The sequence below is a fragment of the Streptomyces tanashiensis genome, assembly GCF_014648895.1.
Lineage (GTDB): Bacteria > Actinomycetota > Actinomycetes > Streptomycetales > Streptomycetaceae > Streptomyces > Streptomyces tanashiensis.
Genome location: NZ_BMRZ01000001.1, coordinates 40,568 through 61,691 on the forward strand (window position 1 = coordinate 40,568; position 21,124 = coordinate 61,691).

Annotated in this window: 15 protein-coding genes and 1 pseudogene; 4 read left to right on the plus strand and 12 right to left on the minus strand. The window is 72.9% G+C overall.

All coding sequences use genetic code 11. The features are described 5' to 3' along the window. Window positions 1-2,839 (minus strand): annotated as a pseudogene (locus IE237_RS00170) (putative bifunctional diguanylate cyclase/phosphodiesterase). A 472-nt stretch (window positions 2,840-3,311) separates the two neighbouring features. Further along, window positions 3,312-4,277: a 2-hydroxyacid dehydrogenase gene (locus IE237_RS00175; protein ID WP_229842155.1), complete on the minus strand. Its 966-nt coding sequence runs from the start codon at window positions 4,275-4,277 to the stop codon at window positions 3,312-3,314. A 75-nt stretch (window positions 4,278-4,352) separates the two neighbouring features. Between IE237_RS00175 and IE237_RS00180 the strand changes: the two genes are divergently transcribed. From IE237_RS00180 to IE237_RS40455, 3 genes are all read left to right on the plus strand, one after another. After that, window positions 4,353-5,363: an aldo/keto reductase gene (locus IE237_RS00180; protein WP_189799719.1), complete on the plus strand. Its 1,011-nt coding sequence runs from the start codon at window positions 4,353-4,355 to the stop codon at window positions 5,361-5,363. A 104-nt stretch (window positions 5,364-5,467) separates the two neighbouring features. After that, the gene (locus IE237_RS00185; RefSeq protein ID WP_189799720.1) at window positions 5,468-6,598 is read left to right on the plus strand and encodes a PQQ-dependent sugar dehydrogenase; all 1,131 of its coding nucleotides are present in this window, start codon (window positions 5,468-5,470) and stop codon (window positions 6,596-6,598) included. A gap of 14 nt (window positions 6,599-6,612) precedes the next feature. After that, complete coding sequence (locus IE237_RS40455) at window positions 6,613-6,963, plus strand: DUF6191 domain-containing protein (RefSeq protein ID WP_229842268.1); 351 nt, start codon at window positions 6,613-6,615, stop codon at window positions 6,961-6,963. Here IE237_RS40455 and IE237_RS00190 read toward each other — a convergent pair. The 7 genes from IE237_RS00190 to IE237_RS00220 all read right to left on the minus strand — a co-directional run bounded on the left by IE237_RS00190 (window position 6,847) and on the right by IE237_RS00220 (window position 16,984). Beyond that, the gene (locus IE237_RS00190) at window positions 6,847-9,903 is read right to left on the minus strand and encodes a helix-turn-helix transcriptional regulator (protein ID WP_189799721.1); all 3,057 of its coding nucleotides are present in this window, start codon (window positions 9,901-9,903) and stop codon (window positions 6,847-6,849) included. The genes IE237_RS40455 and IE237_RS00190 overlap by 117 nt on opposite strands. A 7-nt stretch (window positions 9,904-9,910) precedes the next feature. Further along, window positions 9,911-10,099, minus strand: coding sequence for a hypothetical protein (locus IE237_RS00195; protein WP_189799722.1), 189 nt, complete (start codon window positions 10,097-10,099; stop codon window positions 9,911-9,913). Window positions 10,100-10,259: 160 nt separating this feature from the next. After that, window positions 10,260-10,838 (minus strand): hypothetical protein, encoded by a 579-nt coding sequence (locus tag IE237_RS00200; protein WP_189799723.1) that lies wholly within the window; start codon window positions 10,836-10,838, stop codon window positions 10,260-10,262. Window positions 10,839-10,873: 35 nt separating this feature from the next. Next, entirely contained in the window at window positions 10,874-11,431 is a 558-nt protein-coding gene (locus IE237_RS00205; RefSeq protein ID WP_189799724.1) for a GNAT family N-acetyltransferase, read from the minus strand. Next, window positions 11,409-13,649, minus strand: a complete 2,241-nt coding sequence (locus IE237_RS00210; RefSeq protein ID WP_189799725.1) for an MMPL family transporter — start codon at window positions 13,647-13,649, stop codon at window positions 11,409-11,411. Before IE237_RS00210 ends, IE237_RS00205 begins: the two co-directional genes overlap by 23 nt. Before the next feature lie 132 nt (window positions 13,650-13,781). Beyond that, complete coding sequence (locus tag IE237_RS00215; protein ID WP_189799726.1) at window positions 13,782-15,860, minus strand: phosphocholine-specific phospholipase C; 2,079 nt, start codon at window positions 15,858-15,860, stop codon at window positions 13,782-13,784. 191 nt (window positions 15,861-16,051) lie between these two features. After that, the gene (locus IE237_RS00220; RefSeq protein ID WP_189799727.1) at window positions 16,052-16,984 is read right to left on the minus strand and encodes a hypothetical protein; all 933 of its coding nucleotides are present in this window, start codon (window positions 16,982-16,984) and stop codon (window positions 16,052-16,054) included. 343 nt (window positions 16,985-17,327) lie between these two features. Here IE237_RS00220 and IE237_RS00225 point away from each other — a divergent pair, with 343 nt between their 5' ends. Then, window positions 17,328-17,783, plus strand: a complete 456-nt coding sequence (locus IE237_RS00225; RefSeq protein WP_189800628.1) for an RICIN domain-containing protein — start codon at window positions 17,328-17,330, stop codon at window positions 17,781-17,783. Window positions 17,784-17,856: 73 nt separating this feature from the next. Here IE237_RS00225 and gatB read toward each other — a convergent pair whose 3' ends face one another. From gatB to gatA, 3 genes are read right to left on the minus strand one after another with little or no spacing between them, the layout of a single operon-like run. Next, entirely contained in the window at window positions 17,857-19,368 is a 1,512-nt protein-coding gene (gene gatB, locus IE237_RS00230) for an Asp-tRNA(Asn)/Glu-tRNA(Gln) amidotransferase subunit GatB (protein WP_189799728.1), read from the minus strand. A 16-nt stretch (window positions 19,369-19,384) separates the two neighbouring features. Continuing rightward, window positions 19,385-19,618, minus strand: coding sequence for a hypothetical protein (locus IE237_RS00235; RefSeq protein ID WP_189800629.1), 234 nt, complete (start codon window positions 19,616-19,618; stop codon window positions 19,385-19,387). A 5-nt stretch (window positions 19,619-19,623) separates the two neighbouring features. Further along, the gene (gene gatA / locus IE237_RS00240) at window positions 19,624-21,120 is read right to left on the minus strand and encodes an Asp-tRNA(Asn)/Glu-tRNA(Gln) amidotransferase subunit GatA (protein ID WP_189799729.1); all 1,497 of its coding nucleotides are present in this window, start codon (window positions 21,118-21,120) and stop codon (window positions 19,624-19,626) included. Window positions 21,121-21,124: the final 4 nt, after the last annotated feature.

The window sequence follows — 21,124 nt, forward strand, 5'->3', positions numbered from 1 at the left end:
TCAAGTGGGTGGGACAGGCGTCTCATTATTTGAGCGGATCGGGGGACGGTTTCCCGACACGCACGGGCACCGCTCCGGGCAGCGGGTACTCGTCCCGTACGAGGGCCCTGCGCAGCCGGTACTCGTCGAGCGGGCCCGAGAAGGCCATGCCCTGGGCGTGGCTGCACCCCATCGCGCGCAGGGCGATGACCTGCTCCGGGACGTCGACGCCCTCGGCGACGGTCTGCATGCCGAGCTCACCGGCGATGCGCAGCACCCCACGCGTGATCTTGCGGAGCCGGGCCGACTCGACGACGCCTTCGACGAGCCCGCGGTCCAGTTTCAGTATGTCGACGGGGAGCCTCCGCAGGGCGTTGATCGCCATGTGTCCGCTGCCGAACCCGTCGAGCGCGATCCGCACGCCGAGCCGACGCAGGGTGACCAGGCGCTGCTCCAGCTCGTCGAGCGAGGTCCGGGGGTCGCTGTCGGCGAGCTCCACGATCAGCGAGCCGGACGGCAGCCCGTGCCGGGTGAGCAGTGACTCGACCGAGCCGAGCGGCAGCGAGCGGTCCAGGAGGCGCCGGGCGGAGAGCCGGATGGACACGGGCGTACGGTGGCCGATCTCCGCCCGCTCGGCGGCCTGCTCCACGGCCTCCTCCAGCAGCCAGCGGCCGAGCTCGGCGGTGCGCTCGCCGTCGTCGGTGACCCGGAGGTACTCGGCCGGGGTGAAGAGGATGCCCTGGCTGGAGCGCCAGCGGGCCTGGGCGCTGACGGCGGAGATCCGGCCGGTGGAGAGGTCGACGACCGGCTGGTGGAGCAGGGCGAACTCGCCGTCGTGGAGGGCGGTGCGCAGCCGGGCGGCCAGCTCGGTCCGCCGGACCACCTCGGCCTGCATCTGCGGGGCGTAGAGCTCGACGCGGTCCTTGCCGGCGGCCTTGGCCCGGTACATGGCGAGGTCGGCGTTGCGCAGCAGGTCGCCGGCCTCGATGCCGGGCTCGGCGAAGGCGACGCCGATGGAGGCGGCGACCCGTACCTCGTTCCCGCCGTCCACGCGGTAGGGCTGGGAGAGCGTGAGCCGGAGGCGGTCGGCGATCTCCTGGACCTGGTTCCGGCGGGCGGCCCGGTCGCGTCCGCCGTCGCCGAGGATGAGCGCGGCGAACTCGTCGCCGCCGAGCCGGGCGGCGGTGTCCCCGGCCCGTACGGAGTCGTGGAGGCGGCGGGCGGCCTGGACGAGCAGGTCGTCGCCCGCCTGGTGGCCGAGGCGGTCGTTGACCCCCTTGAAGCCGTCGAGGTCGATGAAGAGCACGGCGGTGCCGGGGTCCGAGGAGCGCCGGCCGCTGAGCGCCTGCCGGACCCGCCGGGTGAAGAGGGCGCGGTTGGGCAGGTCGGTGAGCGGGTCGTGCTCGGCGTTGTGCTGCAACTGGGCCTGGAGGCGGACGCGTTCGGTGACGTCGCGGCTGTTGAAGATCAGGCCGCCCTGGTGCCGGTTGACGGTCGACTCGACGTTGAGCCAGTCGCCGCGGCCCGAGCGGAAGCGGCACTCGATCCGGGTGGTGGGCTCCTCGGCGGGCGAGACGGCCAGGAAGCGGCGCACCTCGTGGACGACCGCGCCGAGGTCCTCGGGGTGGATGAGGGAGGCGAGCTCGGAGCCGATGAGTTCGTCGGCCTCCCGTCCGTACACGCCGGAGGCGGCCGGGCTGACGTAGCGCAGCATCCCGGTGGGCGCGGCGATCATGATGACGTCGCTGGAGCCCTGTACGAGCGACCTGAAGTGGTTCTCCTTCTGGGCCAGTTCGTGGGTGAGGGCGATGTTGTCGAGGAGCATGATGCCCTGGCGCACGACGAGGGCGAGCACGACCGTGCAGCCGGTGAGGACGACGACGCGGTCGATCCGCCGCCCCTCGACGACGTTGTACAGGATGCCGAGGGTGCAGACCGCGGCGGCGAGGTACGGGGTGAGGGCGGCGAGCGAGCCGGCGACCGGGCGGCTGTGGAGCCAGGGGCCGCGCGCGGTGGCCGCGCTGTCCGGTGGACGGCGCACTCCCCAGGGCGCGTAGGCGAGCAGCAGCGAGCCGGCGAACCAGCCGGCGTCGAGCAGCTGGCCGGAGGCGTAGTTCTCGCGGAGCAGCGGCGAGGTGAACAGGGCGTCGCACAGCACGGTCAGGGCGAGCGCGGCGATCGCCGTGTTCGTCGCCGAGCGGTTGGCCTGCGAGCGCCGGAAGTGCAGCACGAGGACCATGCTGACGAGCACGATGTCGAGCAGCGGGTACGCGAGCGACAGCGCGGCCTGGGCGACGGACTCGCCCTCGAAGTGCGCGGTGCGGGCGAGGGCGAGGCTCCAGGACAGCGTGAGCAGGGAGCCGCCGATGAGCCAGGCGTCGAGTCCCAGGCACACCCAGCCGGCCCGGGTGACGGGCTTCTTGGCGAGGACGAGGAGGCCCACGATGGCGGGCGGCGCGAAGAGTAAGAAGAAGAGATCCGCGACGGAGGAGTCCGGCACCTCGGCGCGGAGCACGACCTCGTACCAGCCCCAGACGGCGTTCCCCGCGGCCGCCATGAAGGAGGAGAAGGCGAAGAGCAGCCAGGCCGGGCGGGCGCTGCCGCGGTGGGTGCGGCCGTAGAGGAAGCAGGAGACGGCGGCGGTGAACGCGGCGGCGCTGAGCCCGAAGTCGCCCATGAAGAGCGCCAGTCGGGGGGATCCCCAGCCGAGGGAGGCGCCGGTGGTGTAGGCCGCGCAGACGAGTCCGAGGGCGACCTGGGCGGCGGCCCCGCCGAGGCGGGGGCGCCCGGGGTCCGGGTGCCCGGAGCCGCCGGCGCCGCCGACGGGGCGGCGCGTGATGACCGCCCCGGGCGCGCTCACCGGATCCTCCGGTGCCGCGCCGCCGCACCCGGCCGCGTCGTGCGGCCGCGCCGCCGGCTCGTCGGCACCCCCGGGGGCGTGCCCGCCGCGGTCATGGGCGTCACGGTCGCGGGTGTCGCGGCCGGCGTCCTGCGGCTCGGCGGCGCGTGGCGTCCGGTGTGGCACCGCCTGGTCCGGCACCGACGGTGCGAGGCCCGTGGCGAGGCGTGGAAGGCTCGCCGGCGGCGGTGTCGCCGCGTCGGATCGTCGGTCCTCCGGCCGTGCTTCACCCGTCGCCCCCCTCGGAATCTGATGTCCCGTCACTTCGCTCCCCAGCGTCAGCCCGTTCTCGACGCAGTCCCCCGCCACCGGACGATACACCAGGACCGTCACTCAGGGACAGGGTCGCAGTACTCTCCGTGACGATCAGGGGGCTTGTGTGCGGCGCGTGTCGGGGGCGCGCCACCCGACCGGCCGGAGCGCGGCCCTCCGGTCAGCCGGTGGTGAGGAGGACGTTGGCCAACTCCTCGCCCGCCGCGAACCGCCGCAACTGTCCCGCGATCAGCCGCTTCGCCCTCGGCATGAAGGCCGAAGTGGAACCTCCCACATGGGGACTGATCAGGACACCGGGAGCGTGCCACAGAGGGTGCCCGGCCGGCAGCGGTTCCGGGTCGGTGACGTCGAGCGCCGCCGTGATCCTGCCGCTCTCGACCTCCTTGAGCAGCGCGGACGTGTCGACGACCGGGCCCCGGGCGACGTTCACCAGGAGCGCCCCGTCCTTCATCCTCGCCAGGAACCCGGCGTCGGCGAGACGGGTGGTCTCGGGCGTGAGCGGAGTGGAGAGCACGACCACGTCCGCCTCCGGCAGCAGTGCGGGCAGGTCCGCCAGGGCGTGCACCGGGCCGCGCTCTGTGGTGCGCGCGGAGCGCGCGACGCGCGCCACCCGCGCGCACTCGAAGGGCGCGAGCCGGTCCTCGATGGCGGCGCCGATCGATCCGTACCCGACGATCAGGACGGACTTGTCGGCGAGCGCCGGGTAGAAGCCGGCCCGCCACTCCTCGGCGTCCTGGCCGCGCACGAACCCCGGGATGCCGCGCAGCGAGGCGAGGATCAGGGCGAGCGTGAGCTCGGCGGTGCTGGCCTCGTGGACGCCCCTGGCGTTGCAGAGGGCGACCCCCGGCCGCAGCGAGCCGATGCCCGGCGTGACGTGGTCGATGCCGGCGGAGAGGGTCTGCACGACCCGGAGGGAGGTCATCCCGGCCAGCGGCCGCACGGCGATCTCCGAGCCCTTCATGTACGGGACGACGTAGAACGCGCAGCGCGCCGGATCGGCGGGGAATTCGGGACCGCCGTCCCAGAAGCGGTAGTTCAGGCCCGACTCACCGGGCGCGGGGAGCCCCTCGATCTCGTCGGCGGGAACGGGAAGCCACACGTCAGCGGTCGTGTCTTCGAATCTCATGACCGGGAGGCTATGCGAAGAATCCCGGGCGCCATTGGTTACTTTGGGGGACGGCACAGGGAGGGGTACCGGCAGGTGGAGCGCAGGAGTATCGGGGCGACGGCGCTCGACGTGGGGGCGATCGGCCTGGGGTGCATGCCGATGAGCTGGGCGTACAGCCGTTCGGAACAGCGCGGGGACCGCTCGCTGCGGACCGTGCACGCGGCGCTCGACGCCGGGGTGAGCCTGCTCGACACCGCCGACATGTACGGGCCGTTCACCAACGAGCTTTTGGTGGGGCGGGTGTTGAAGGAGCGCCGGTCCGAGGCCTTCGTCTCGACCAAGTGCGGACTGCTCGTCGGCGACCAGCACGTGGTCGCCAACGGCAGGCCGGGGTACGTGCGTCGGGCCTGCGACGCCTCGCTGCGGCGGCTCCAGACCGATGTGATCGACCTCTACCAGCTGCACCGGGCGGACCCCGAGGTGCCCATCGAGGAGACCTGGGGCGCCATGGCCGAGCTGGTGTCGGCGGGCAAGGTGCGGGCGCTCGGCCTCTGCGCCGTCGGCGCCCGGTCGGCCCGCCGGGGCGCGACCGGCGCGGGCCGCGACGGGTACGAGGGAACGATCCGGCAACTGGACCGCATCCAGCAGGTCTTCCCGGTCGCGGCGGTGGAGGCGGAGCTCTCGGTGTGGTCGCGGGAGGCACTGGTACGCCTGCTGCCCTGGTGCGCGGCGCGGGGCGTCGGCTTCCTGGCGGCGATGCCCCTGGGGAACGGCTTCCTGACCGGGACGCTGACCCCGGGCAGCGGCTTCGAGCCGGACGACCCGCGGGCCCGGCACCCCCGGTTCACGGCCGAGATGATGGCGGCGAACCAGCCGATCGTGGCGGGCCTGCGCCGGGTGGCCGCGCGGCACGGGGCGGAGGTCACCCCGGCGCAGGTGGCGCTCGCGTGGGTGCTGGGCCTCGGGCGGCACGTGGTGCCGGTGCCGGGGGCGAAGCGGGAGCGGTGGGTGGTGGAGAACGCCCGGGCGGCGGCACTGCGGCTCACGGCGGAGGATCTCGGGGAGATCGCGAGGCTGCCGGCGCCGCGTGGGTCCTGGGACTGAACGGCCCGCGGAGAAGTCGGTCCCGGCGGCCGGGAACCTGATCGGGTCGAGCGGTGTATCAAGGGTGTGGGGATGCCGCTCGACTCGTCGAAGGGGACCGGACCATGAGCCGTCCTGTCGTGAAGGCCCTGTGGGGCGCCGCCGTGCTGGTGCTCGTGGCCGGCTGCTCCTCGGGAGGCACCGGGGAGCGCTCCGGCACGGCTCCGCCGACGACGGTCTCCGCCCCGCCGTCCTCACGGTCCTCGCCGTCCGCTCCGCCCTCCGCCGGCCGGGTGTCCGTGGCGGGCACGCTCACCGAGGGGCTGAAGTCCCCCTGGGGGCTGGCGGAGCTGCCCGGCGGGGATCTGCTCGTCTCCTCGCGGGACGAGCGGACGATCACCCGGGTCGACGGGCGGACCGGCGCGAAGACCCCGCTGGGCGAGGTGCCGGGCGTGGTGCCGGGCGGTGAGGGCGGGCTCCTGGGGCTCGCGGTGCGGGACGGCTGGGTGTACGCGTATCTGACGGCCGCCTCGGACAACCGCATCGTGCGCATGCGGTACGGCGGCGGGGAGGGTGACCGGCTCGGCCCGCCGGAGCCTGTGCTCACGGGCATCCCGAAGGGATTCGTGCACAACGGCGGACGGATCGCGTTCGGGCCGGACGGCATGCTGTACGCGGGGACGGGCGAGACGGGCCGGACCGGCCTCGCCCAGGACCGGGCGTCGCTGGGCGGGAAGATCCTGCGGATGACACCGGAGGGCGGGCCGGCACCGGGCAATCCCTTCCCCGGCTCGGTGGTCTATTCGTACGGTCACCGCAATGTGCAGGGCCTCGCCTGGGACCCGGCGGGCCGGCTGTGGGCGGCCGAGTTCGGGCAGAACACCTGGGACGAGCTGAACCTGGTGGAGCCGGGGCGGAACTACGGCTGGCCGGAGGCCGAGGGGCGGGCCGGAAGATCCGGGTTCGTGGACCCGGTGGCCCAGTGGCCGACCTCGGAGGCCTCCCCGAGCGGAATCGCGTACGCGCGGGGCGCGATCTGGATGGCCGGGCTGAGAGGCGAGCGGCTGTGGCGCGTGCCGCTCTCCGGAGCGGAACGATCCGGGGACCCCGAGGCGTTCCTGACAGGTGAGTACGGACGCCTGCGCACGGTTGTCGCGGCGGGCGGCGACCGGCTCTGGCTGGTGACCAGCGAGACCGACACCCGGGGGACTCCCGGGCCCGGGGACGACCGGATCCTCCGGCTGGAGGTGAGGTGAGGGAGGCGGTGACCGTGTTCGGCGGACTGGACGAGTTCTTCGCGCCGGGGCGCAGGCACATCGAGGAGGAGCGGCGCAGGGAGGCCCTCACCCGGGAGGACCCCGGGGACGCGGACCCGGGGCGGGGTCCGGTGGACCTGGCCTCGGGCCGCGTGACGATACGTCTCCCCCGCCCGGCGGACGGCTCCGGCGGGGCGGGGGAACCGGCTTCCGGTGCGGCGGCCGAGGGGTCAGAAGGGTCGGAGGGGTCAGAGGGTCGTGTCGAGGAGGTGCAGGCGGTGCGCCATGGCGGCGGCCTCGCCTCGGCCGGCGACACCGAGCTTGGCGAGGATGTTGGAGACGTGGACGCTGGCCGTCTTCGGTGAGATGAACAGCTCCTCGGCGATCTGGCGGTTGGTGCGGCCGGCCGCGACCAGGCGCAGCACGTCCTGCTCCCGGGGGGTGAGGCCGAAGCTGTCGTCCCCCGGCTCCACCGGTGACGGGGCCTGCTTCTCCGGGGTGAGGGAGAGGCGGGCGCGGGCGGCGAGGAGTTCCACGTCCTCGCGGAGCGGGCGGGCGCCGAGGCGGACGGCGGCCACCTGGGCCTCGCGGAGCAGGGCCGCGGCCTCCTCGCGGCGGCCTCCCTCGACGAGCAGGGCGTCGGCGAGGCGGTGGCGGGCGCGGGCCAGCTGGTGCGGGCGTTCGAGCGGCTCGTAGGCGGCGACGACCTCGGCCCAGCGGGCGGCGGTCTGGCGGCCCTCGGCGCGGGCGAGCTCCTCGGACACCTGCCGGGAGTGGGCCTCCCAGACCGGGGCCGGGGTGGCGAGGGCGCGGACGCAGCGGCGGACGACGTCGAGCGCCTCGGCGCGGCCCTCGTCGGCGGCGGGCAGCCCCCGGCTGTCGGCCTCGGCGGTGACGGCGGTCAGGACGAGCGGCCAGCCGTAGCGGTGGGTGCCGGGCGGGAAGCCGGTCTCCGCGGTGGCGGCGAGCTGGCGCCGTACGTCCGCGAGGCGTCCCTCGGCGGCGGCGACGGCGATCTCGGCCTGGGCCATGGGCAGGGTGTACTGCGGGATCGGGTCGCGGGTGCCGTAGCGGGTGCGGGCCTCGGCCAGGTGTGCGGTGGCCCTGGCCGGCTCGCCGCGGGCGGTGGCGAGGTGGGCGAGCTGCAGCAGGGCCGTGCCGCCCGGCTTGGTGCTGCTCGCCCCGGAGCGGAGCAGCAGCTCGGCCTCCTCCTTGCTCCGGTCCCATTCGCCGAGCGAGAGGAGCGACTCGGAGAGGTTGGCGCGGATCCAGCCGGCGCTGTCGACGAGGCCCCGGGAGCGGGCCAGTTCGATCCCGGAGACGGCGATCTCCACGGCCTCGCGGGAGCGGCCGAGGGCCTCCATGGAGGAGGAGAGGTTCACATGGGCGCGGGCGGCCTCGTGGAACTGGCCGAGGGCGATGGTCCGTTCGCGTGCCTCGTGCATCGCGGCGAGCCCGCCCTCGGTGTCACCGGCCGAGACCATGATGGTGCCGAGGGTGATCCGGGCGTTCAGTTCGATCGGTTCGGCCTTGACGAACCGCGCGTACTCGACGGCGCGTTCGGCGGCGGCGAGCGCCTCGGGGCCGGGGTTGCGGAGCATGCCCCAGCCGGCCGCGCCGACCAGGACGGTGGCGTGGACGGCGGACGGCGGGAGGCCCTTGACGAGTTCCTGGGCGCGGGCGATCTCGGGCCAGCCGTCGCCCCGGCCGAGGTTGGACTGGAGGCGGGCCATCTCGGTCCAGAACCAGGCGGCGCGCAGCGGGTCGTTCTCGTCGCCGTCGAGGAGCCGGAGCGCCGTGCGGCAGATCTTCGCGGCCCGCTCCCGCTCGCCGCTGAGCCGGGCGGCGACGGCGGCCTCGGCGAGCAGGTCGAGGTAGCGCAGGGAGGTGGTGTCGGGGTCGCAGCCGCAGGCGGGGTACGCGTCGGCGTAGTCGATGGGGCGCAGGGACCCGCGTGTCTCGGCGGGGACCTTGTCCCAGAGCTCCATGGCCCGTTCGAGGAGGCTGAGCTGCTCGGTGTAGGCATGGCGCTTGCGGGTCTCGACGGAGGCCTGGAGGACGGCGGGGAGGGCCTTCTCCGGGGCGTGCGCGTGGTACCAGTACGTGGCGAGCCGGGTGGTCCGCTCGTGGGCGCGGACGAGGCCGGGGTCGGCCTCCAGGGCCTCGGCGTAGCGCCGGTTGAGGCGGGAGCGTTCGCCGGGCAGCAGGTCGTCGCTGACGGCCTCGCGGACGAGGGAGTGGCGGAAGCGGTAGCCGTCGCCGTCGGGGACGGCGAGCAGGATGTTGGCGCCGACGGCGGCCCGGAGCGCCTCGATGAGTTCGTCCTCGGAGAGGCGGGCGACGGCGGCGAGCAGTCCGTACTCGACGGTGGAGCCGCCCTCGGCGACGATCCTGGCGACCCGCTGGGCGGCCTCGGGGAGCGTCTCGACCCGCACGAGCAGGAGGTCGCGCAGGGAGTCGCTGAGCTGGCCGGCGGCGCAGCCGGCCTCGTGGGAGACGACGAGTTCCTCGACGAAGAAGGCGTTGCCGTCGGAGCGTTCGAAGACCTCTTCGACGAGTCCGGGGTCGGGTTCGGCGGCGAGGATGCCGGTGAGCTGGCGGTGCACCTCGGCGCGGGTGAAGCGGGAGAGTTCGATGCGGCGGATGGTGCGGAGCCGGTCGAGTTCGGCGAGGAGGGGGCGCAGCGGGTGGCGGCGGTGGATGTCGTCGGCGCGGTAGCTGGCGACGACCACGATCCGGCCGCGGCGCAGGGTGCGCAGGAGGTAGGTGAGCAGGTGCCGGGTGGAGGCGTCGGCCCAGTGCAGGTCCTCCAGGACGAGCACGATCGTACGGTCGGCGGCGAGCCGTTCCAGGAGCCGTACGGTCAGTTCGAAGAGCCGGGCGGTGGAGTCCTCGTCGGAGGGCTCGTGGCTGCCGGGGTCGCCCAGTTCGGGCAGCAGGCGGGCGAGCTCGCCCTCGTGGCCGTCGGCGGCGGCGGTGAGTTCGTCGGGAAGGCGGCGGCGGAGCGCGCGCAGGGCGGCGGCGAAGGGGGCGAAGGGCAGGCCGTCGGCGCCGAGTTCGACGCAGCCGCCGAGGGCCACGACGGCACCCTGGTCGCAGGCGGTGTCGAGGAACTCCTCGATGAGCCGGGTCTTGCCGACGCCCGCCTCCCCCGCGATGAGCAGGGCCTGGGGCTCTCCCGCGGTCGCGCGGGAGAGCGCCTCGGTGAGGGCGGTGAGTTCGCCGGCGCGGCCGACGAAGACGGGGCTGACTGACCTGGTCTCCACGGCGCCGAGCATCGCACAGACTTCCGTGCCGTCGCTCATAAGGGGGTCACGCGGCCCGGACGAAGCGACCGCGACCGCCGTCGGTCACCTGTCCCTCCTTGACCTGGCCCGCGTGGCGGCGGCCGAAGAGGTGCAGGCCCTTGTGGGTCGCCGCGGCCTCGTGGGCGAGGCGGTGGGCGGCGGCCTCGGCGATGAGCTCGGCGTGGTGCATGGTGTGGAGTTCGTACGCGAACATCGTGTGCTCCCCTGGGTTTCCCGGTTTCGGTGTCGCTCTCTGCGATGCCTCTACTTTCGTTTCCCAGGGGGTGCCGTCACATCGGGCGAGTGCCGCATGTTCGGGGCAGGGGGGTCCTTAGGAGGGTCCTAGGGGGGCCTTAGGTCGTGCCGCGGGGTGCTCAGGACCCGGCGGTCGGGAGGCTCAGGAACAGGTCGAAGTAGGTACCGACCGACAGGAGCAGCCCGAGGCCGCCCAGGACGGCGCCGGCGACGGCGACCGCGCGCACCCAGGCGGGGCGCCGGGGCAGGGTGAGCACGAGGGCGGCGACGATCAGGGCGAGCAGGGCGAAGACGCCGTTCACGAGGGCGGTGCTGTGCCAGGCGTCGCCGTAGATCTCGCTGATCTGCTGGGCCGGGGTGCCGCTGCCGGAGGTCTTGATCTGCCCGACGAGCGTCTCGCGCTCGGCGACGACCTTGCCGGTCCACGTGCCGGTGAGGGCGACGGCGGAGAGGGCGGCGGAGACCACGGCCGCGGCGCCGGCGCCGATGCCGGTGGCCTCCGGGGAGGCCGCCTCCTCGTCGTCCTGCTCCTCGTCCTGCGCGTCGTCGTCCTGCGCGTCCGGCTCGTCGGGCAGGTCGGCGTCGGCGGCCGCGGGCGTCCCGGCGTCCGGGGTGGTGTCCGCGGCCTCGGTGGTCGCGTCCTCCGCCACCTCGTCGGTCTTCGCGGTCGCGGTCTTCTCGGTCGTCTTGGTGTCCATGCGGCGCACGCTAGGGCGCCCACATGAGAGGCGGCTTAAGACGCCTTCGCCGCGCGCCATTCCGGGGCGAGGACGGCCCAGATCTCGGTGTCGGCGCGGCTGCCGCGGTACAGGTAGTTCTCCCGCAGGACGCCTTCCCTGGTCATCCCGAGGCGGCGGGCGACGGCGACGCTCGCGCCGTTCTTCGTGGAGGCGTACCACTCGACGCGGTGGATGCCGCGCTCCTCGATCGCCCAGTCGATGATGGCGCGGCAGGCCCGGGTGATCAGGCCCTTGCCCGCGGCGGAGGGCTCCAGCCAGCAGCCCGCCTCGGCGGTGCCGTTCGCGACGTCGAAGGTCCGGAAGAGCACGCCGCCGACGAGGGTGCCCCCGTCCCAGATGCCGTAGAGGCGTCCGGTGTCGCTCGCGGCCTTCTCGGCGTACGAGCGGAGGTAGGCGCGGGCGGATTCGAGGTCCGCGACGACGTCGGGGAGGCCGATGTGCTGCCCGATGAACTCCCGGCCCCGGTCCATGTGGGCGAGCAGCTCCTCGGCGTGGAAGGGCTCCAGGGGCCTCAGCTCGGCGCCGTCGTCACCCAGCGATATCGCGAACATCGTCGTTCCTCTCCTCCGCGGCCGCAGCCGTCACGCGCTGTACGGGGATCTTCGCACGCGCGTCGGCGGCCTCGCGGCACTCGGGCGGTTCGATGCTGATCCTCGGGAGGAGCCGGTCGAGCCACTTCGGCAGCCACCAGTTCGCGCCGCCGAGCAGGTGCATGAGCGCGGGGACGAGGAGGGTGCGCAGGACGAAGGCGTCGAGGGCGACGGCCGCCGCGAGCGCGATGCCGAACATCGCGATGACCCGGTCCCCGCTGAGGACGAAGGCCAGGAAGACGGAGATCATGATGACCGCGGCCGAGTTGATCACGCGGCTGGTCTCGGCGAGGCCGATCCGGACCGCCCGCCGGTTGTCGCCGGTCTCCAGCCACTCCTCGTACATCCGGCTGACCAGGAAGACCTGGTAGTCCATGGAGAGTCCGAAGAGGACGGAGACCATGATCACGGGGAGGAAGGGTTCGATCGGTCCGGCGCTGCCGAGGCCGAGGAGCTCGCTCCCCCAGCCCCACTGGAAGATCGCGACGACGATGCCGAAGGCGCCGGCGACGGCGGCGACGTTCATGACGGCGGCCTTGAGCGGGATGCCGATCGACCGGAAGGCGAGCAGGAGCAGCAGGCAGCCGAGCGCGACGACGACGCCGACGAAGAGGGGCAGCTTGCCGACGATGATCTCGGCGAAGTCGTCGTACGAGGCGGTGACGCCGCCCACGTGGACGTCGAGGGAGGTGCCGGTCTCGGCCTTCGGGAGGACGTCCGTCCGGAGCCGGTCGACGAGCTCGCTGGTCGCCTTGGACTGCGGCGAGGAGTCGGGCACGACGGTGAGGACGGCGGTGTCGCCGGCGCTGTTGTACGTGACCGGGGAGACGGAGGCGACGCCCTGGGTGGCTCCGAGGGCGGTCGGCAGCTGGTCGAGGGCGACCCGGTCGTCGGCGCCGTCGAGGCCGGCGACGAGGGTGAGGGGCCCGTTGACGCCCGGCCCGAAGCCCTCGGCGAGCAGGTCGTACGCCTGGCGCGTGGTCGCGGTGGCCGGGCCGTTGCCCTGGTCGGAGGTGCCGAGGTGGAGCGAGAGGGTCGGCAGCGCCAGGACGCCCATGACGACGACGGCGACCGCGCCGAGGAGCTTGGGGTGCCGCTCGACGAAGGCGGACCAGCGGGCGGCGAAGCCGGTGGGCAGTTCGGGCTGGGGTCCGCGCTCGGCGAGCACCCGGCGTTCGCGCCGGGACAGCGCCCGTACGCCGATGAACGAGAGCAGCGCGGGGAGCAGGGTGACGGAGGCGGCGACCGTGAGGAGCACGGTGAGCGAGGCGGCGATGGCGACGCCGTTGAGGAAGCTGAGCTGCAGGATCAGCATGCCGAGGAGGGCGATGCAGACGGTGGCGCCGGCGAAGACCACGGCGCGGCCGGTGGTGGCGACGGCGGTCTCGGCGGCCTCGGCGACGGAGAGGCCGCGTTTGAGGCCTCTGCGGTGCCGGGTGACGATGAAGAGGGCGTAGTCGATGCCGACGCCGAGGCCGACGAGCATGCCCAGCATGGGGGCGAAGTCGGCGACGGTCATCAGATGGCCGAGGAGCACGATCCCGGAGTACGCGATGCCGACGCTGACGAGCGCGGTCGCGATGGGGAGCGCGGAGGCGGCGAGCGAGCCGAAGGCGAGGAAGAGGACCACGGCCGCGACGGCGACGCCGACGATCTCGGCGATGTGTCCGCCGGGGGCCTCGGTGAGGGCGACGGCGCTGCCGCCGAGTTCGACCTGGAGGTCGTCGGAGGCGGCGGCCCTGGCGGTGTCGACGAGGGCGCGGGCCTGGGTCTCGGGGATGTCGTCGGCCTGCGCGTCGAAGGTGACGGTGGCGTAGGCGGTGTGCCCGTCCTCGCTGACCTGGCCCCGCGCGTCGCCGTACGGCGAGGTGACGGCGGCGATGCCGGGGAGGTCGGCGACCTTGTCGAGCATCGCCTCCATGCGCTGCTCGACGGCGTCGGCGCGGACGCTGCCCCGGTCGGTGTGCCAGACGATGGTGTCGCTGTCGCCGCCGAGGCCGTGGAAGCCCCGGTCGAGGAGGGCGGTGGCCCGGCCGGACTCGGTGCCGGGGACCTCGTAGTCGTTGGAGTACGCACTGCCGGCGAGGGTCGCGCCGGCGGCGGTACCGCCGAGCGCGAGGAGCCACAGGAGAACGACGACGAGACGGTGCCGGAGGCACCACCGTGCGATTGCGGCCAAAGGACGTGCTCCTGACTGGATCTGTACTCGCGCCCCACTGTTACAGCCAAACGTGATCGTTTGCCCGTTTCGTGGCGATCCTCACAGGGTGTGCGAGAGGCCGGGGACCAAGGTCCCCGGCCCCTGGGGACCTCAGCCCGAGACGCTCGCGCGGCCGTTCTCGATGTGGCCCATGAGCCGGCGGCGGAAGCCGCCGGGTGCGGTCACCTCGACGTCGTACCAGCCGTGCGCGTCGGCGGCCGAGTGGACGACGGTACGGGTCCTCCCGGGCTTCACCGTGACGGTGCGGGTCCAGTCGGCGAGGTCGTCCTCGTCGACGTACCCCAGCGGCCGGACGGTGAAGGAGACGGCGGCCGGTCCGGTGTTCCGGACGGTGAGGTGCAGGTCACGGTCGTGGTGGTCGACCCGGGTGGCGAGCTCGGCGCCGCCCGTCGCGGGGCCCTCGAACTCGCGCCGGAAGCCGTTCGGGCCGGTGATCGTGAAGCGGTAACGATCACCCGGAACGGGGACGGTCCACTCCCCCTCCCCCCTGACGTCCCGGTGCTGGGGGACGGCGAACTCGCCCGCGTACGGGTAGAGCGCGAAGTGCGCGCTCGCCTTCCCCCGGTTGCTGAGCGCGACCGTCACGGCACCGTCACCGGTCGTCGCGGAGGCGTCCGGCTGGTACGGCAGCGGGCGGGCACGGCGGACGCCGGGCTCCTGGACGGGCATCCGCTGCACGGCCGGGGGCTGGGGCCGCCAGCGCCCGGTGAAGGGCGGGATCGGGCCGGGCTGCTCGACCTCGGGCTGCCGGCGGCCGCGCTGGAAGTCGAAGGCGGAGGTGAGGTCACCGGTGACGGCCCGCCGCCAGGGGGTGATGTTGGGTTCCCGGATGCCGGTGAGCTTCTCCAGGAAGCGGATCACGGAGGTGTGGTCGAAGGTCTCGGAGCAGACGTAGCCGCCGACCGACCAGGGGGAGACGACGAGCAGCGGGACGCGGATGCCGAGGCCGGTGGGCTGGCCCTTCCAGTGCTCGTCCGTGTCGTCGGCCGGCGGGACGGGCGGCGGGACGTGGTCGAAGAAGCCGTCGTTCTCGTCGTAGTTGATCAGGACGACGGTGTGGCGCCAGACGTCCGGGTGCGCGCCGAGGGCGTCGAGCACCTTGTAGACGAGGGTCGCGGAGGCGATCGGCGAGGAGGAGCCGGGGTGCTCGGAGTCGATCGCGGAGGGGACGAGGTAGGAGACCTCGGGGAGGGTGCCGGCGGCGACGTCCGCACGGAAGGCGTCGGCGAGGGTGCCGCTCTCGACGCGGCGGAGCCCGCGCTCGAAGAGGGAGCGCTCGGCGGCGGTGAGCGTGGCGACGCCCTCCTCCAGGAGGCCGAGCAGCCTCGCCCGCTCGGTGAGGTCCTCCGTGTCGCGGACGGCGGCGTAGAAGGACTCCATGAAGGTGTGCCCGCCGGTGCCGGCGAGCGCCTTGCGGGCGATCTTCTTGAAGGTGGTGAAGAACTCGATGTTGTTGTCGGTGAAGTTCTCCCACTCGGTGTACGTCTTCCAGCTCCGCCCGGCGGCTTCGAGCCGCTCGGCGTAGGTGGACCAGCCGTAGCCGGGGTGGGTGCCCTCGGCGTAGGCGGCGTTGGTGACGGCCCGGCTGCCGTCGGCCTCGAAGCCGGTCCAGCCGGACCAGAGGTGGTTGCGGTTGGGGCTCGTCGAGGTGTGGATGGACGAGTGGTAGGCGTCGCAGACGGTGAAGGTGTCGGCGAGCTCGTAGTGGAGCGGGATGTCCCGCCGGTCGTAGTACGCCATGGTGGCGGCGGTCTTGGCCGAGACCCAGCCGTCCATCCAGCCGCCGTGCCAGGCCTTGCCGCCGCCGCTCCAGGAGTGGTCGAGGTCGCCGATGTACTGCAGGTCCTTCTGCTGCGTCTCGGCGGCGCCGCGGATCGGGAAGGGCAGCACGGTCCGGCCGAGCGCGGCGGGCTGCTCGAAGACCGGCTTGCCCGAGGGGAGTTCGATGGCGTTGCGGTCGCCGAATCCGCGGACCCCGCGGAGGGTTCCGAAGTAGTGGTCGAAGGAACGGTTCTCCTGCATCAGGATCACCACGTGCCGGATCGCCGCCATCCCCCCGGCCGGGGGCTCCGCGGCCATCGCCGCCTGCAACGACGGCGGCAGCAGCGAACCGGCCGCGGCGACACCGAGGGCGCCCCCGCCCAGTGCGAGGAGCCTTCGGCGGGACATCTGGGACTTCTCGGGGGACAAGACCGACCTCCAGTCGACTGCCCATGGTTCGCCTTCGAGCCATGGGGTGGTTCGCCGGGGACGGTAATGAGACCGGATGACCGAGAAGAGGCCTCACGGGGGCGCGGTGGTGAACGTCCGTCAGACCGCGACGACGATCCGGGCGACCGTCGTCGCGGGGTGGTGGAGCCTCAGGTCCCGGTCGGGGTGACGCAGTGACCGGGGCCGCTCGGGAGGACCCGCTTCTCGTCGTACAGGTCGGCCAGGGTGACGCGGGGCCCCTTCCCCGACCGGCCCGCCTTCCACCGGCCCTCGGCGGAGAGCGGGTGGAGGTAGCCGTCCTTCGGGGCCGCGCAGTCGTGGTTGGCGACCTCGCTCGCGTAGCCGACCAGGACGAGCTTCCCTCCCTTGGCCGTGACCGTCATCTGGCGCCGCACGGCGATCCGCGACACCTCGGGGACGTCCGGCATCACCTCGTGGCCCCTGGCCCACACCAGGGGGTAGACGAAGGCGTAGTCGGCGTGCACCGTCATCTCCCCCGTCGCCGAGACCTCGTAGGTCATCGTGCCCCGCGACCGGACACCGCTCTCGTCCAGGTACGCCTCCTCGGGGTCGAAGCGGGTGACCAGGTCCTTGCGTACGGCCTCGTCGACCCCGTGCGGATCGAGCAGGGCGAGCGCCGCCGCGGGCTCGGCGCCGGCCAGGACGTCCTCCGAGACGTTGGTCTCGACGAGCAGGGTCTTCACGTCCTCGAGGACGGCGGTCATCTCCTGCGCGCTGAGCCCGCCGGCCGCGAAGGGCACGGGGACGTAGATCCCGTCGGCCCCTTGCACCCAGCCGGAGGCGGGCGAGTTCCGGAACGGCATGTCGCTCGTGTACGGCCACTCGAGGGGCCAGAGCTCCTCGTGGAGCGTCTGCGCGCCGAACGGCTCGTACGGCGGCCGCTCCCCCGTCACGTCGCTCAGCCAGTACCCGAACCCGCCGAGCAGCAGCACACAGGCACCGGCCGCGAGCGCGATCTTCCGGCGCCGCACCACCCTGTCCCGCCGCAGCGCCTCCTGGCGTCCGGGATCGCTCTCCTCCGCGCGCAGCCGGGCGACATATTCCTTGGCTTCCAACGACATTCTCCGTTCCCTCCCCTGCTCCGTCAGAGATCGACGGAGCGGAGCGGAGCCTCTCATATGCGGTGCCGGCCGTCACCGCCGTTTCCCTCTTCGTCGCCGGGGCGGCTTCCTAGAATGGCCGGATGAGTCTGAGCGGGCTGCGCACGGGGGACCCGAGGCAGGTCGGCGAGTGGACGCTCGTCGGTCGGCTGGGTGCGGGCGGCATGGGCGTCGTCTACCTGGCACAAGGTTCCGACGGGCGGCTCGTCGCCCTCAAACGGTTACGGGAGGACCTCGCCTCGGACTCCGAGTTCCGGGAACGGTTCCGGCGTGAGGCGGCGGCGTTGCTGCGCGTGCAGGGGACCTGCACGGCACGCGTGCTGACCGTCGGTCCACACCGGCGGCGACCCCACCGCCTCCGCCGTCACCTTCCGCGGCCACGGGCCCGGTCACCAACACCCACAGCGGCCTGTGCCTCGACACCAACGGCCCCCAGCGCCCCGGACTCGACGTGGTGCTCCGCACGTGCGGGAACTTCAGCGGTCAGATCTGGCGCCACGACGAGACCGGCCTGCACCTCACGAACACCCCCAGCGGCCTGTGTCTCGACACGAACGGGAAGCCCGCCACCGGCGTCCCGGCCGTGCTCAACCCGTGCGGGAACCACACCGGCCAGCAATGGCGCTACGACGCCGAGAGCGGCCGGCTCGCCAACCCGGCGAGCGGCCTGTGCCTGGACACGAACGGCGCCCCGGCGAACAACGTCGCCCTCGTACTCGACCCGTGCGGCAACTACACCGGCCAAGGCTGGCGGATGTGACAGCGGCCCCGCACCGGAACTCCGGTGCGGGGCCGCCCTCTTGAGCCGTACGAGAACTCCGTACGGCTCGGCATCAGCCTTCGCTGACGCCCAGCTTCTCCAGGATCAGGTCCTTGACCTTCGCCGCGTCCGCCTGGCCACGGGTGGCCTTCATGACCGCGCCGACCAGGGCGCCGACGGCCGCGACCTTGCCGCCGCGGATCTTGTCGGCGATGGCCGCGTTGCCCGCGATGGCCTCGTCGACCGCCGTGCCGAGCGCGCCGTCGTCGGAGACGACCTTCAGACCGCGCTTCTCGACGACCTCGTCCGGGGTGCCCTCGCCGGCGAGGACGCCCTCGATGACCTGACGGGCCAGCTTGTCGTTCAGGTCGCCGCCGGCGACCAGGGCGGAGACCCGGGCCACGTCGGACGGGGTGATGGACAGCTCCTCCAGGGAGACGCCCTGCTCGTTGGCGTTGCGCGCCAGCTCGCCCATCCACCACTTGCGGGCCGAGGCCGCGTCCGCGCCCGCCTCGGTGGTGGCGACGATCGCGTCGACCGCGCCCGCGTTGAGGATGGCCTGCATCTCCACCTCGGAGACGCCCCACTCCTCGCGGAGCCGGTTGCGGCGCACGCGCGGGAGCTCGGGGAGGCCCTTGCGGAGCTCCTCGACCCACTCGCGGGCCGGGGCGACGGGGACGAGGTCGGGCTCCGGGAAGTACCGGTAGTCCTCGGCGTTGTCCTTGATGCGGCCGGAGGTGGTGGAGCCGTCGTCCTCGTGGAAGTGACGGGTCTCCTGCACGATCGTGCCACCGGCGGTGAGCACGGCCGCGTGGCGCTGGATCTCGAAGCGCGCCGCGCGCTCCACCGAACGGAGCGAGTTGACGTTCTTCGTCTCCGAGCGGGTGCCGAAGGTCGTGGTGCCGTTCGGACGCAGCGACAGGTTCACGTCGCAGCGCATCTGGCCCTTGTCCATGCGCGCCTCGGAGACGCCCAGGGCACGGATCAGCTCGCGCAGCTCGGCGACGTACGCCTTGGCGACCTCGGGGGCACGCTCGCCCGCGCCCTCGATCGGCTTGGTGACGATCTCGATGAGCGGGATGCCGGCCCGGTTGTAGTCGAGCAGGGAGTGCGAGGCGCCGTGGATGCGGCCGGTCGCGCCACCGATGTGGGTGGACTTGCCGGTGTCCTCCTCCATGTGGGCGCGCTCGATCTCCACGCGGAAGACCTCGCCGTCCTCCAGCTGGACGTCCAGGTAGCCGTTGAAGGCGATCGGCTCGTCGTACTGCGAGGTCTGGAAGTTCTTCGGCATGTCCGGATAGAAGTAGTTCTTCCGGGCGAAGCGGCACCACTCGGCGATCTCGCAGTTCAGCGCGAGACCGATCTTGATCGCGGACTCGACGCCGATCGCGTTGACCACCGGCAGGGAGCCGGGCAGGCCGAGGCAGGTCGGGCAGGTCTGCGAGTTCGGCTCCGCGCCCAGCTCGGTCGAGCAGCCGCAGAACATCTTCGTCTTGGTGCCGAGCTCGACATGGACCTCCAGGCCCATGACGGGGTCGTACGCGGCCAGCGCCGCTTCGTACGACAGCAGTTCAGTGACGGTCACGGTGAGACTTTCCCTCTCAGCCCAGCAGGACGTCGTCGTCGCCCAGGCGCTTCAGCTCCCGGTAGAGGATCGCCAGGCCGGTAACAATGGCGGCGGCGGACACGGCGGAGTCGATCAGCCGCAGCACGTCGTGGTCGTTTCGGGCCAGCTTGGCCTGCTTCGCGACACTGACGGCGCCGAACGCGGTGGTCGCCAGCGACACGTAGATGCCGGTCTTCGACTTCTTGAAGTTCTTGGCCTTCTTTGCCATGGCACTCACAGCGACGGAGCCTCCTCAAGCAGCGGGTGACCCCACTTTTCCACGAAGGCGGCCTCGACGGCGGCGCCGACCTTGTACAGCCGGTCGTCCTTCATGGCGGGGGCGATGATCTGCAGGCCGACCGGGAGACCGTCCTCGGGCGCGAGGCCGCAGGGCAGCGACATGGCGGCGTTGCCGGCCAGGTTGGTCGGGATGGTGCACAGGTCCGCGAGGTACATCGCCATCGGGTCGTCGGCGCGCTCGCCGATCGGGAAGGCGGTGGTGGGCGTCGTCGGGGAGACGATGACGTCCACCTCCTCGAAGGCCTTCTCGAACTCGCGGGTGATGAGCGTGCGGACCTTCTGCGCCGAGCCGTAGTACGCGTCGTAGTAGCCGGAGCTCAGCGCGTACGTACCGAGGATGATGCGGCGCTTGACCTCGTCGCCGAAGCCGGCCTCACGGGTGAGGGCGGTGACGTCCTCGGCGGACCGCGTGCCGTCGTCGCCGACCCGCAGGCCGTAGCGCATGGCGTCGAAGCGGGCCAGGTTGGAGGAGCACTCCGACGGCGCGATCAGGTAGTACGCGGAGAGCGCGAGGTCGAAGGTCGGGCAGTCCAGCTCCACGATCTCGGCACCGAGCGACTTCAGCAGCTCGACGGACTCGTCGAAGCGCTGCACGACACCGGCCTGGTAGCCCTCGCCGCGGAACTGCTTGACGACGCCGACGCGCATGCCGGCGACCGAGCCGTTGCGCGCGGCCTCGACGACCGGCGGGACCGGGGCGTCGATGGAGGTCGAGTCGAGCGGGTCGTGTCCGGCGATCGCCTCGTGGAGGAGGGCCGCGTCCAGGACCGTACGGGCGCAGGGGCCGCCCTGGTCGAGGGAGGACGAGAAGGCCACCATGCCGAAGCGGGAGACGCCGCCGTAGGTCGGCTTGACGCCGACGGTGCCGGTGACGGCCGCGGGCTGGCGGATGGAGCCGCCGGTGTCCGTGCCGATGGCGAGCGGGGCCTCGTACGCGGCGAGGGCGGCCGAGGAGCCACCGCCGGAGCCGCCGGGGATCCTGGTCAGGTCCCAGGGGTTGCCGGTCGGGCCGTACGCGCTGTTCTCCGTGGAGGAGCCCATCGCGAACTCGTCCATGTTGGTCTTGCCGAGGATGACGACGTCGGCGGCCTTGAGGTTCTTGACCAGGGTCGCGTCGTACGGCGGGATCCAGCCCTCGAGGATCTTCGAGCCCACGGTCGTCGGCATGCCGACGGTGGTGAAGATGTCCTTGAGCGCGAGCGGCACGCCGGCGAGCGGGCCGAGCTTCTCGCCGCGGGCGCGCTTCTCGTCGACGGCACGGGCCTGGGCGAGCGCGCCCTCGCGGTCGACGTGCAGGAAGGCGTGGACCTTCTCGTCGACGGCCTCGATGCGGGCGAGGTGCGCCTCGGTGACCTCGACGGCGGTCAGCTCGCCGGCGGCGATCTTCCCGGCGATCTCGGCCGCGGTGAGCTTGATGATGTTGTCCGTCATGACT

Coding starts and splice junctions, on each gene's coding strand:
- IE237_RS00175 (WP_229842155.1), bottom strand. CDS start 4,277: ATGAGATTCGAAGACACGACCGCTGACGTGTGGCTTCCCGTTCCCGCC.
- IE237_RS00185 (WP_189799720.1), top strand. CDS start 5,468: ATGAGCCGTCCTGTCGTGAAGGCCCTGTGGGGCGCCGCCGTGCTGGTG.
- IE237_RS00190 (WP_189799721.1), bottom strand. CDS start 9,903: ATGAGCGACGGCACGGAAGTCTGTGCGATGCTCGGCGCCGTGGAGACC.
- IE237_RS00195 (WP_189799722.1), bottom strand. CDS start 10,099: ATGTTCGCGTACGAACTCCACACCATGCACCACGCCGAGCTCATCGCC.
- IE237_RS00200 (WP_189799723.1), bottom strand. CDS start 10,838: ATGGACACCAAGACGACCGAGAAGACCGCGACCGCGAAGACCGACGAG.
- IE237_RS00205 (WP_189799724.1), bottom strand. CDS start 11,431: ATGTTCGCGATATCGCTGGGTGACGACGGCGCCGAGCTGAGGCCCCTG.
- IE237_RS00215 (WP_189799726.1), bottom strand. CDS start 15,860: ATGTCCCGCCGAAGGCTCCTCGCACTGGGCGGGGGCGCCCTCGGTGTC.
- IE237_RS00220 (WP_189799727.1), bottom strand. CDS start 16,984: ATGTCGTTGGAAGCCAAGGAATATGTCGCCCGGCTGCGCGCGGAGGAG.
- IE237_RS00235 (WP_189800629.1), bottom strand. CDS start 19,618: ATGGCAAAGAAGGCCAAGAACTTCAAGAAGTCGAAGACCGGCATCTAC.
- gatA (WP_189799729.1), bottom strand. CDS start 21,120: ATGACGGACAACATCATCAAGCTCACCGCGGCCGAGATCGCCGGGAAG.